We start from the raw sequence: 11,882 nt of genomic DNA, 5'->3' as shown, positions 1-11,882 counted from the left end.
CCGCTAAACTTGCCGTGGGTGGGGATGCCCTTACCCTGCCCTTTTCTCTCCACCGCGGTGCTCTAGGGGCCCCGCACGAAGCGAGTTCACTAGATCGAGCCCCTCGTCTTTTCCTCGGGCAGCCCCAGCGATGAGCCGCCGAAGACGGTCGACCGTAGGTCGGTGTGCGGCACACCCCACGAGCTGCCCGAGTAAGAGCCGGGCTCGATTGGCTGGACTGCCTTCGCGTGGGGCCCCTAGAGCACCGCGGTGGGGAAAAAGCGTGGGGTGAAGGGCATCCCCACCACACGGCAAGTTTAGCGGCGCTCTCCCCCCACACGAAGGCAGTCCACCCAATCGAGCATGTCCGTAGCGGGTGTTGCGTACCAGCGGGATCGGCATTTAGAGATTTCAAGATTAGGGACTGAAGAGAAGGAGAAGGAGAAAGAGAAAGAGAAAGAGATAGGGACAGGAGCAGGGACCTGGACCTGGACCTGGGGAATTTGGAGGTTGTGGATTGGGTTGGGTCGGCTGGTCAGTGGCCGCGTAGGACTTCGCGCAAGCGTTGGCGGGCACCCGTGCGGAGGATGGCGCCCGCGTATATCCGTCCCCCGAGCCAGGCCAGGAGCACCACCGAGGCGATCATCAGTGCTGCCGCCAAGGCGATCTCCCAGCCGGTCGCCGTGGCCAGGGCGATTCGGCCGGGCATCAGTACCGGGGCGAATGGTGGTAGCACCGACAAGACCGCCGTGGCGCTGGCGTTCGGTGCTCGTGAGAGCAGTCCGAAGCCGAGGACGAAGGCCAGTACCAGTACCGAGGTGATCGGCAGCAGCACCGACTGGGTCTCCTCCTGGCGCGACACCAACGACCCGGCGGCCGCGAACACGGCCGCGTAGAACAAGTAGCCGAGGAGGTACCAGAGCAGGCCCCACAGCAGTGTGCCGAGAGCAGCACCCGGGATGGTCAGGACGTCCGCCCAGGCGGCCAGGGCCACGCCGACGCCGCCGACCACGGTGAGTTGGGCCAGGCCGACCAGGCCGAGGCCGACCACCTTGCCCAGCAGCAGCTGCCACGGTCGCACGGTGGCCAGCAGGATCTCGACGACGCGGCTGGACTTCTCCTCCACCACGCCCTGGGCGACCATCGTTCCGTAGAGCAGCAGCGACATGTACAGCAGCGCGACGATCACCAGCGCGACCGCGAGCCGTTGGTCGTGCTCGGGGTCCGGGGCGCGCAGTGAGCGGACGTCCACCGTGGCGTCGGAGACGGTGGCCAGCACGTGGTCGGGGTCGAGCTCCTCGACCGCGGCGAGCTGGGCGCGCAGGACTTCCCGTTGCACCAACGTGTTCAGCGCGCGCCGCAGGTTCTCGTCCAGCGTCTCGTCCACCACGACGTGCAGTGCCGCCGGTGTGCCGGTGACCAGCGCGTCGAGGTCGCCGTCGGCGACCGCGGCCTCGCCCGCGGGTTGGTCGCGCAGGGTCGAGGTGCGAACTTCCAGCCCTCGCGAACCGGCCTCTTCGGCCAGTGACCCCGCTACCGCGGTCGCCTGGCCGACCAGGCCGACCCTGGTCACCCGTTCGCCGCCGAACAGCGTGCTCTGCATGAGGACGAAGCCGATCAGGACCGCGACCGAGACGGCCGTTCCGATGAGGAACGACCTCGCGCGCAGGCGGGTGCGCAGCTCCCGCCGGGCGATCAGCCAGACCGCGCGGCTCGGGGTCACCGGCCCTCTCCCACGGCGCCACGGTACAGCTCGGCGAGGGTGGGCCGGTGGTGGCTGAACCCGCGCACCGGACCGGTGGCCAGGGCGGCGGCCAGCACCGGCTGGTCGTCGGCGCCGTCGGCCAGCCGCAGTCTGGTTTGTCCATTGTGGACGTCGAGTACGGTGACCCCGGGCAACCGGTCGGCCCAACCCGGTGGCGCGGCCGGGGCCTCGACCACCAGCGTCGTGCCGCTGCCCGCGCGCAGCTCGGCGACCGTCCCGCAGGCCACCACCCGGCCCGCCCGGATGATGCCCACCCGGTCGCACAGCCGCTCCACCAGGTCGAGCTGGTGGCTGGAGAACACCACCGGCACCCCGGCCGCCGCCCGCTCGCGCAGCACCGCGGACAGCGTGTCCACCGCGAGCGGGTCGAGGCCGGAGAACGGCTCGTCGAGCACCAGCACCTCGGGGTCGTGCACCAGCGCCGCGGCCAGCTGGACGCGCTGCTGGTTGCCCAGGCTGAGCCGCTGCACCTCGACCTGGCGGTACTCGCGCAGGCCCAGCCGGGCGATCCAGTCCTCGGCCGAGCGGTGTGCGTCGTTGATGCCGAAACCGTGCAGCTCGGCGAGGTAGACCAGGTGGTCGAGCACCCGCATCCGGGGGTAGAGGCCGCGCTCCTCGGGCAGGTAGCCGAACCGCTTGCGCACGGTGTGGTCGACCGGGGCGCCCGCCCAGCGGACCTCGCCCGCGTCCGGGGCGAGCACGCCGAGCACGATGCGCATGGTGGTGGTCTTGCCCGCGCCGTTGCCGCCGACGAAGCCGAACAGCTCGCCGCCGCGCACCCCGAAGGACACGCGGTCGCAGGCGACGACGTCGCCGTACCGCTTGGCGATCGCGTCGACCTCCAGCACCGCCGCAGCAGGCACCCCGACCCCTTCCCAGTTGGCCCGTCCACACCCAGTATCCCGGTCCGACCGGGACCGGTTACCGGCCGGTCGGGTGCGGCTGCAAACGAGTTGGCCGATTACCCCCCGTCCCGGAACCGAACGCGCGATGCTCCGTCAAAGATGGGCGGATGATCCGGGTTGGACCGTTGGAGGGGCCTGAGATGAACCCTGAACAGTGGCTCGCGCAGTACGACGAGACGCTGCAGAAGGCCGCTGCGAGTGCGCAGAAGGCCGACAAGGCGCTGCGGGAGGTGGGCGGCACCGCGACCTCGGCCGACGGCGACGTCACCGTCCGGGTGAGCGCCGGGGGCGCCACCACCGGCCTGTTCCTGCGCCCGGGGGTCCGCGACCTCGAGCCCGAGCAGCTGGCGCGGGTGATCCTGGAGGTGACCCGCCAGGCCCAGCGCGACGCCAGCGCCCAGGTGGTCGCCGCGATGGAGGAGCTGGTCGGCGACTCGCCCGCGCTGGACGTGGTCAAGGCGAACCTGCCGCAGGGCTACACCGGCGACGACGTCGAGGCCCCGGCGGCCACGCCGCGCGTGAAGCGCTCCGACGACGAGTACTTCGACAACCCTCCCGAAGTGGTGAACTAGACCTCAAGGCGGATCTCATGGGCACTGGTTTCAACGTCAACGTGGCGGAGATGCGGGTCCACGCCCGCACCGTCGCGACCTGCTCGACGCAGGTGCACTCGGCGACGGGGGCGACGCAAGCGGTCTCCGACAACGCCTACGGGGCGATCGGGCAGTTCTTCGCCAGCGCGATCCTGTCGGCCTGCGGTGACGTGCTGCAGGGCATCCACAAGGTGGCCACCGCGATCGACGACGTCCGCAAGGGGCTCGAGGACGTCGCGCGCGACTACGAGCAGATCGATCTGGGGAACGCGGCCACCTTCGGCGGCGGGAAGGCCTGAGCGATGACCACGACAACGACGACCACCGGCCAGTCGAGCGGCCAGCAGGCCGCGACCGCGCTGAACAACGACGTCAAGGGCGCCAAGTCGGCCATCGAGCGGGGTGACTGGCTCGACGCGGGCCTGCAGATCACCAACGTGGCGATGGACGTCATCAACATCGCCGGCGACCCGCTCGGCGCGGCCTCCAGCGCCGGGTTCGGCTGGATCATCCAGCACATCTCGTTCCTGCGGGAGCCGTTCGACAAGCTGCTCGGCGACGCGAACTCGATCGTCAAGAGCGCCGAGGGCTGGGTCCGCGCGGGCGACCAGCTGGTCGACGCGGCGGGCAAGTACCGCGAGGCGGTCAAGACCCAGACCACCGGCTGGCAGGGCTCCGCGGGCGACGCCTACCGGCGCGCGGCCGCCACCCAGGCCGAGGGGCTCGACGCGCTGGCCGAGGTCAGCAAGGGCGTCGGCGAGGCCATCAGCGGCGCGGGCAAGCTGCTGGCCGAGGTCCGCAAGACGGTCCTGGACTTCATCAACAAGTGCGTCCAGAAGGTCATCCAGATCATCATCGAGGCGCTGGCCAAGGCCTGGCTGAGCTTCGGCGCCAGCATCGCCGAGGGCATCGCCAAGTCGGTGATCCAGGCCGTGCAGACCGCGCAGAAGATCATCGGCAAGATCCAGAAGTTCATCTCCTCGCTGCAGAAGATCATGCAGACGGTGCAGAAGATCGTCCAGCTGGCCAAGGCGGTCAAGCAGCTGCTGGAGACCATCGGCGGCAAGGCGAAGCAGACCCCCGGGGCCAGCACCCAGCAGCCGCCGAAGGTCAACACCACCGGTATCGACGCGGCGGCGAACTACAACTACACCAACCCGACCGGCGGGCAGTCCGGCCCGACCTACACCTCGACGGCGCCGCCCGGGTACAGCTACGACCAGTTCCAGCCCGGTAGCGCTACCACCCAGCCGAACTACGCCCAGGGCGCGGTCCCCGGCTACACCGGCTACCAGGACCTCACCGGCGGCGGCACCCAGCGCCCGCCCAACTACACCCCGCAGCCGCTGCCCACGCCGGTCGGCCAGGTGCAGATCCCCGGCGCGTCCACGCTGCCCGGCACCCGCCCCGGCACGCCGCCGATTTGGGGGCCCAGCGGCCCGCCGCCGACCACCGGCGCCCCGGCGTCCCGGGTCGACCGGGCCCGCTGGATCGGCGCGGCGGTGGAGATCCTGATCAACCACGGGGTGGACCCGGCGAAGATCAACCCGGAGCAGATCGCGCAGATCGTGGACCGGACCTCCGGCGGCAACCCGCACTCGGTCGACCTGCAGAACCCCAACGCGGCCAACGGCTTCCCGCCCAAGGGCATGATGCACGTGACCGACCCGGTGTTCCAGCAGCACCAGGTGCCCGGCTACGACAACATCTGGGAGCCGGTCGACAACATGCTCGCCGGTGTCCTGCACGTCCTGGCCCAGTGGGGCTCGCTGCTGGCCGCCCTGCAGGGCGGCGTCAGCGCCACCCCGGGCTCGCCCGCGATCTCGCAGTAAGAGCGCTTCGCACGAGGGCCGCCGTCGTCGACGGCGGCCCTCGTGCTGTTCGAGGGGTACCGTCGCGGCAGTCGAGAGGGGTGCGCGGTGCTCGAATCGGGCCAGGTGTTACGCGAGGCGTGGATCAACGGGGTGCGCGAGCACTCCCCGGGAGCGCACGCGGCGGCGGACGTCGCGTCGTGGGAAGAGCTGCCGGAGTGGGAGCGGGACGCGGCCAACGCGGTGTCCGACCAGGTGCGCGAGTTCGTGGCGCTGGGCGGGACCCGGAAGCTCACCCGGGTCCAAAAGGGACAGTTCGTGGCCCTGTGCTTCCTGGCGCAGGCGCACAAGCACGGCAGTGCGCGGGCGGCCGACTGGGACGAGCTGGCCCCGTGGCAGCGCGAGGTCGACGCCGACGTGTTCGAGCACATCGAGCGGATCGCCCGGTAGCGGAGTCCTCGCCACCCCGAGGCTGGCCGCACCGCCTGGAGCCGGGCAGCCCAGTTTTGGCGACTCAGTCCTTGATGCGGCCGTACCGGTCGAGCGCCACCTGGCGTTCGTGGGCGTGGTCGACGATCGGGCCGGGGTAGCCGGCGACCGAGCCGGGCTGGTGCGCCTTCTTGCCGGGCACCCCGCGCAGCTCTCGCACGTACTTGCGCACGTAGTCGCCGTCCGGGTCGAACTTCTCGCCCTGGGTGGTGGGGTTGAAGACGCGGAAGTACGGGGCGGCGTCGGTGCCCGAGCCCGCCGTCCACTGCCAGCCGTGCTGGTTGGACGCCAGGTCGCCGTCGACCAGGTGCCGCATGAAGTGCCGGGCGCCCCACCACCACGGCACGTGCAGGTCCTTGACCAGGAAGCTGGCCACGATCATCCGCACCCGGTTGTGCATCCAGCCCTCGGCCAGCAGCTGGCGCATGCCCGCGTCGACGATCGGGTAGCCGGTCTCGCCCCTGCACCAGGCGTCGAACCGCTCGACCGCCGCGCTGTCGGTGTCGTGCTCGATCCGGTCGAACTTGCGGTTGTAGTTGCCGCGCGCGGAGTCCGGGCGGTGCCAGAGGACGTCGGCGTAGAAGTCCCGCCAGGCCAGCTCGGTGCGGTAGGTTTGCGCGCCCTCGGACCGGCCGAGGTCGGCGAGCAGCGTGCGCGGGTGCACGCAGCCCCAACGCAAGTAGGGCGACATCCGGCTGGTCCCGTTGACACCGGGGCGATCGCGGTCGCGCTTGTAGTCGTCGACGCGCTCGTGGTGGAACCGCTCCCACGCCTCCAGCGCCGCTTTCTCCCCCGCCACAGGGAGTTCCGCGTCGACAGCCGGGTCGTCGGGGATGCGGACCGCACGCGGCCCACCGTCCTTCTCGGCCGGGTCGATCCAGTCCACTGTGGACGCGTCGGTGTCCGCGGGCTTGCGCCACCCGTGCTCGGCCCACACCCGGCTGAACGGGGTGAACACCTTGAACGGCTCACCGTCGCCCTTGCGCACCCGCCCCGGCGCCACCGCGTACGGCGATCCGGTGCGCACGAAGTCGGTGTCCCCCAACGCCTTCTCGGTCTGCTCGTCGCGCTCGCGGCCGTAGGGACCGAAGTCCGCGGACACGTGCACTGAGCTCGCGCTGACCGCCTGGGCCACCCGGGGCACCACGTCCGAGGGATCGCCGCGAACGACCAAGAGCCGCCCGCCGAGCTGCTCGTCGAGGTCGCGCAGGCAGCGGTAGAGGAAAGCGAGCCGCGGCCCGCCGGAGTGACCGGTCAGCTCCGGGTCGAGCACGAACAGCCCGAGTGCCTGCCTGCCCCGCTCACTGGCCGCGAGCAGCGCGGGGTGATCCCCGGTCCGCAGATCACGTCGGAACCACACCACCGAAGACTCAGCCACGGCGCGCAACGCTACCCAACGCACCGGGTCCACGCAGTGCAGGAAACGGTCCGCCGCGTCCGGCCGAGATGGTAAGGGGAACCGAAGGGAGTGCGGATGCCCGCCGACAGCGCCGAAGCGCCCGCGCCCGGCCGGGCGGTCATGGCGGTCGGGACGGCCTCCACCCTGCTCGGGGTCCTCGTCCTGGGCATCATCCTGTGGATCAAGCAGCAGCCCAGGGCGAGCGCCACCCGCGCCGCCCTGCGCACCTTCCTGCCTGACGCCTGGTTCGCACCGGACAACACCATCGGCGAGAGCGCGCTGCACTGGTCCACGCTGGTGTTCGTCGCGGCCACTGCGGCCATCCTCACCCTCACCCGCAGACGGCTGGCTCGCGGAGCCCCGCACCCGAGCCGTGACGTGGGCGTCTACCTGCTCACCCTCGTGCGCGCGGTGATCCCGGCCGAGGGCTTCGCGGTCTATTGCAACGCCCAGCGGATCACCGACCCGACCCGGGCCGACCTGTCGCCGGGCACTGGAGCACAGGTAGGGCTACCGGTCGAGTTGCAGTGGGTAGCGATCGGCCTGCTGCTGCTCGCCGTCACGGTCAGCTCCGCCCACCGGGAACTGCGCCGAGTGACCTGAAACATGCTGCTGGGACTGGTCCACGAACGCGAAACGGCGCCGTCGGGGATCGACGGCGCCGCGTGCGTGGTGGGGTCAGCGCTCGGTGATGCCCTTGTAGTCGCGCTCGGTGTGGCCGGTGTAGACCTGCCGCGGGCGGCCGATCTTGGTGGCCGGGTCGTTCATCATCTCGCGCCAGTGCGCGATCCAGCCGGGGAGGCGGCCGAGGGCGAACAGGACCGTGAAGAACTTGGTCGGGAAGCCCATGGCCCGGTAGATCAGGCCGGTGTAGAAGTCGACGTTCGGGTAGAGCTTGCGGCTGACGAAGTAGTCGTCGGCCAGCGCGTGCTCCTCGAGCTGCTTGGCGATGTCGAGCAGCGAGTCGTCCCCGCCGAGCTTGCTGAGGATCTCGTCGGCGGTCTTCTTGATGATCGCCGCGCGCGGGTCGTAGTTCTTGTAGACGCGGTGCCCGAAGCCCATGAGCTTCACGCCGTCTTCCTTGTTCTTGACCTTGCGCACGAACGAGTCGACGTCGCCGCCGGAGTCGCGGATGCCCTCGAGCATCTCCAGGACCGCGCTGTTCGCGCCGCCGTGCAGCGGGCCGAACAGGGCGTTGATGCCCGCGGAGATGCTGGCGAACAGGTTCGCCTCCGAGGAGCCGACCAGCCGCACCGTGGAGGTGGAGCAGTTCTGCTCGTGGTCGGCGTGCAGGATGAACAGCAGGTCGAGCGCCTTGACCAGGGCCGGGTCGACGTCGTAGTTCTCCGCCGGGAGGCCGAAGGTCATCCGCAGGAAGTTCTCCACCAGGCCCAGCGAGTTGTCCGGGTAGAGGAACGGCTGGCCGACCGACTTCTTGTACGCGTAGGCCGCGATCGTCGGCAGCTTGGCCAGCAGCCGGATCGTGGAGATCTCCACGTGGTGGGAGTCGAACGGCTTGAGGCTGTCCTGGTAGAACGTCGAAAGCGCCGACACCGCCGAGGACAGCACCGGCATCGGGTGCGCGTCGCGCGGGAAGCCGTCGAAGAACCGCTTGAGGTCCTCGTGCAGCAGGGTGTGCCTGCTGATCTTGTGGGTGAACTCGTCCAGCTCGGCCTGGCTGGGCAGCTCGCCGTAGATGAGCAGGTAGCTGACCTCGAGGAAGCTGGACTTCTCGGCCAGCTGCTCGATGGGGTAGCCGCGGTAGCGCAGGATGCCCGCGTCACCGTCGATGTAGGTGATGGCCGACGAGCACGAGGCGGTGTTGACGAAGCCGGGGTCCAGGGTCACCAGGCCGGTCTTGGCCAACAGCTTGCCCAGGTCGATCCCTGATGTGCCTTCGGTGGCGGTGACGACCGCCATCTCGTGCTCGCCGCCGGGGTATCGGAGGGCGGCGGTGTGCTCGGTGCCGGTGGGCACAGCGGTCCCGTCGGGCATGCAAGTACCTCTCACACTCGGGCAGGGCGGCGGTGACGGCCGAGCCGGTACGGCCCTGGTCGGGTGCGAACGCGGCTCGATCTCGCCGCAGCGCAGCACCGCCCCATTGGGGTCCTGAGCCTCATACGCTAGTGCTCCGCGCGCATTACGGACAGCCGTGGCCGGGGCCCGCGGGCACTGTTGGGACACGTATCACAGGCCACGGCACGATTCAGCCGTGCCCGCCTGGGTCAGGCCGCCGAGCAGCAGGTCGGCCAGCACACTGAAGGCGACCGCGTCGCTCACCCCGGCGCGGGCGCCGAGCACCCCGGACTGGATGCCCTCGATCAGCCAGCCCGCCATCTCGGCGACCATCGTGGTGTGCACGGCCCGGAAGTGGCCGTCGGCCACGCCCTCCAGGATGAACGCCCGGATCCGGTCGGCGGCGGCCTTGGCGTTGCGCTGGTAGACCGCGCGGGTGGACGGGAAGGCGGCCACGTCGGCGACGAACAGCGGCGAGGCGACCCCGAGCTCCTCGGCCGCGCCCGCGAGGTAGGTGGCGATCCGCTCGCGCGCGTCGGCGGCCCCGGCGACCCGCTTCTCGATCCGCTCGGTGGCGGTGCGGAAGAAGTGCACGACGACCTTGAGCGCCAGTTGCTCCTTGCTGGGGGCGAGCGCGTAGAGCGTCGACTTCGAGCAGCGCAGGCGCGCGGCGAAGTCGTCCATGGTCGCCTCGGCGAAGCCCTCGGCCAGGAAGAGGCCGAGGAGCTGCTCCAGCAGCGCGGCGTGCCGGGCGGTCGGGCGGGGGCGGGTCATACCCAAGAGTATCGACAGGTCAGGGGTCGGGACAGTACTGTGAAGCGTCCTGGAGTACTGGTTCTGGTATCCCCCGGAGGGCCCCCCGATGCCTGCCGAGCGCCTGCTGCCCACCACTGAGGCCGAAGACCTGCTCAAGCTCACCCGCGAGATCGCCCGCGAGGAGCTGGCGCCGATCGCGGCGGAGCACGAGGAGCAGGGCCGCTTCCCGCGCGAGCAGTTCCGACTGCTCGGCCGCAGCGGCCTGCTCGGTCTGCCGTACCCGGAGCAGTGGGGTGGCGCGGCGCTGCCGTACGAGGTCTACCTGCAGGTGCTGGAGGAGATCTCGGCGGCGTGGATGACGGTCGGCGTGGGCCTGTCGGTGCACACCATGTCCTGCTACGCACTCGCCGAACACGGCACCGACGAACAGCGCGACCGCTTCATGCCGGACATGCTCGGCGGCGACCTGCTGGGCGCGTACGCCCTGTCGGAGACCCAGGCGGGCTCGGACGCGGCAGCGCTGTCGACCAAGGCGGTGCGCGACGGGGAGGCGTACCGGGTCAACGGCACCAAGGCGTGGATCACCCACGGTGGTGTGGCGGACTTCTACACGACGATGGTGCGCACCTCCGACGACGGCCACCGGGGCATCAGCTGCCTGCTGGTCGACGCAGGCACACCGGGCTTGGGCTTCGCGCCGCCGGAACGCAAGATGGGCCTCACCGGCTCACCGACCACCCAGGTGATGTTCGACAACGCACGGGTCGACGCCGACCGGTTGCTCGGCACCGAAGGACAGGGCTTCAAGATCGCCCTGACGGCGCTGAACTCGGGCAGGCTGGGCATCGCGGCGTGCGCCGTCGGCTTGGCCCAGGCCGCACTGGACGAGTCGGTCGAGTACGCGAAGCAGCGAACCCAGTTCGGCAAGCCGATCATCGAGTTCCAGGGCCTGGAGTTCCTCCTGGCCGACATGGCGGCCGCCGTCGAATCGGCCCGCGCGACCTACCTGGACGCGGCTCGCAGGCGCGACCGGGGCATGCCGTTCCTCCGCCAGGCCTCCATCGCCAAACTCGTCGCCACCGACGCGGCCATGCGGGTCACCACCGACGCCGTCCAGGTCCTCGGCGGCGCGGGCTACACGCGGGACTTCCCGGTGGAGCGGTACATGCGGGAGGCCAAGGTGCCGCAGATCTTCGAGGGCACCAACCAGATCCAGCGCATGGTGATCGCCCGCCAGCTCCGCACCCGATGACGGAGTCGCAAACCCGCGCGGTAACCCCCCTCACGCACCGACCGCCACCGACGATGCCCTCGATATGGCGACCACTGTCTTGTCGGGCGACGAGGGTGATCAATGAACCAGCCGATCCTGGCCGAACACGTAGTGGATGTCCTTACCCGGCTGGTAACCCGCACAGTTGACGGCCCGCACAGACGAAACGCGGACACCCTGTACGACGCGGTCATCGGCAGACTCCGCCGCACCCGCAACGCGGAAGCGTTCGACCTGTTCGAGGCCGACCCACACTCGGCCTACCGCAGACAAACCCTGGTGGACCTGCTCAACCACCAGTTCGCCAACGACCCGGTCTTCCGGGACACAGTCGCCGCCCTGGTCAAACCCGCTGCGGGACACCGAGAACCAAACAGGAACAGGCCCAGCCCGCGCAAACTCGCACTGTGGGCGGGCGGCGCCGTACTGCTGGTGGGCCTGGCCATCGGAGCACGAGCGCTGTACGTGAACCTGTCGGCGGAACCGGAACTGGACGGCACGACCCAGTGCCGAACATTCTTCGCACTGACCGAACCGGAACAGCGGACACTACTGGTGCGGGCCTACCACGACAGGGGACAGGAGCGCAGGCAAGACGAGCCCTACATCGTGGCCAGCGTCTTATACGCCTGTGGCCAGAACCCGGAGAGCACCGTAAACCAAATCATAGAGAACGCGGCATGACCCACTGCGCGCTCCAAGGCTTCTCCTCTAATCTCTCAATCTCTGTCTTCAAATCTTTAAGTCTCTAAATGTCGAGCTCGCTGGGACGCAACACCCGCTACGCCAGTGCTCGATTGGGTGGACTGCCTTCGTGTGGGGGGAGAGCACCGCTAAACTTGCCGTGTGGTGGGGATGCCCTTCACCCGCCCTTTTTTCACCACCGCGGTGCTCTA

At 69.8% G+C, this 11,882-nt stretch carries 12 protein-coding genes; 7 read left to right on the top strand and 5 right to left on the bottom strand.

The genetic code is table 11. The features are described 5' to 3' along the window. Positions 1-514: 514 nt before the first annotated feature. Both QSK30_RS36035 and QSK30_RS36030 read right to left on the bottom strand, forming a co-directional pair. On the bottom strand, positions 515-1,702 hold the full coding sequence (locus tag QSK30_RS36035; protein WP_285509901.1) for an ABC transporter permease: 1,188 nt from the start codon (positions 1,700-1,702) through the stop codon (positions 515-517). Then, entirely contained in the window at positions 1,699-2,607 is a 909-nt protein-coding gene (locus tag QSK30_RS36030; protein ID WP_285509900.1) for an ABC transporter ATP-binding protein, read from the bottom strand. The genes QSK30_RS36035 and QSK30_RS36030 overlap by 4 nt, the downstream gene beginning before the upstream one ends. 182 nt (positions 2,608-2,789) lie before the next feature. On the opposite strand from QSK30_RS36030, the gene QSK30_RS36025 reads away from it, so the two are divergent. The 4 genes from QSK30_RS36025 (at position 2,790) to QSK30_RS36010 (ending at position 5,503) form a co-directional block, all read left to right on the top strand. Further along, entirely contained in the window at positions 2,790-3,221 is a 432-nt protein-coding gene (locus QSK30_RS36025; RefSeq protein ID WP_285509899.1) for a YbaB/EbfC family nucleoid-associated protein, read from the top strand. Positions 3,222-3,238: 17 nt separating this feature from the next. Further along, entirely contained in the window at positions 3,239-3,541 is a 303-nt protein-coding gene (locus QSK30_RS36020; RefSeq protein ID WP_285509898.1) for a type VII secretion target, read from the top strand. 3 nt (positions 3,542-3,544) lie between these two features. Next, a complete protein-coding gene (locus QSK30_RS36015) occupies positions 3,545-5,074 on the top strand; it encodes a hypothetical protein (RefSeq protein ID WP_285509897.1) in 1,530 nt (509 codons plus the stop codon). Between the two features lie 87 nt (positions 5,075-5,161). Continuing rightward, entirely contained in the window at positions 5,162-5,503 is a 342-nt protein-coding gene (locus QSK30_RS36010) for a hypothetical protein (protein ID WP_285509896.1), read from the top strand. A gap of 64 nt (positions 5,504-5,567) precedes the next feature. Here QSK30_RS36010 and QSK30_RS36005 read toward each other — a convergent pair whose 3' ends face one another. Next, complete coding sequence (locus QSK30_RS36005) at positions 5,568-6,920, bottom strand: cryptochrome/photolyase family protein (protein WP_285509895.1); 1,353 nt, start codon at positions 6,918-6,920, stop codon at positions 5,568-5,570. Between the two features lie 96 nt (positions 6,921-7,016). On the opposite strand from QSK30_RS36005, the gene QSK30_RS36000 reads away from it, so the two are divergent. After that, the gene (locus QSK30_RS36000) at positions 7,017-7,544 is read left to right on the top strand and encodes a hypothetical protein (RefSeq protein ID WP_285509894.1); all 528 of its coding nucleotides are present in this window, start codon (positions 7,017-7,019) and stop codon (positions 7,542-7,544) included. Between the two features lie 75 nt (positions 7,545-7,619). Here QSK30_RS36000 and QSK30_RS35995 read toward each other — a convergent pair whose 3' ends face one another. Together QSK30_RS35995 and QSK30_RS35990 are read right to left on the bottom strand one after the other, a co-directional pair. Next, positions 7,620-8,936, bottom strand: a complete 1,317-nt coding sequence (locus QSK30_RS35995) for a citrate synthase (RefSeq protein WP_285509893.1) — start codon at positions 8,934-8,936, stop codon at positions 7,620-7,622. Between the two features lie 192 nt (positions 8,937-9,128). Further along, the gene (locus tag QSK30_RS35990; protein ID WP_285509892.1) at positions 9,129-9,731 is read right to left on the bottom strand and encodes a TetR/AcrR family transcriptional regulator; all 603 of its coding nucleotides are present in this window, start codon (positions 9,729-9,731) and stop codon (positions 9,129-9,131) included. Positions 9,732-9,819: 88 nt separating this feature from the next. Here QSK30_RS35990 and QSK30_RS35985 point away from each other — a divergent pair, with 88 nt between their 5' ends. Both QSK30_RS35985 and QSK30_RS35980 read left to right on the top strand, forming a co-directional pair. Further along, positions 9,820-10,965 (top strand): acyl-CoA dehydrogenase family protein, encoded by a 1,146-nt coding sequence (locus QSK30_RS35985; protein ID WP_285509891.1) that lies wholly within the window; start codon positions 9,820-9,822, stop codon positions 10,963-10,965. 102 nt (positions 10,966-11,067) lie between these two features. Further along, positions 11,068-11,670: a hypothetical protein gene (locus tag QSK30_RS35980; RefSeq protein ID WP_285509890.1), complete on the top strand. Its 603-nt coding sequence runs from the start codon at positions 11,068-11,070 to the stop codon at positions 11,668-11,670. The last annotated feature ends 212 nt before the right edge of the window (positions 11,671-11,882 follow it).

Source organism: Actinokineospora sp. NBRC 105648, assembly GCF_030269645.1.
Classification (GTDB): domain Bacteria; phylum Actinomycetota; class Actinomycetes; order Mycobacteriales; family Pseudonocardiaceae; genus Actinokineospora.
This window is presented reverse-complemented; position numbering and strand designations above follow the sequence as displayed.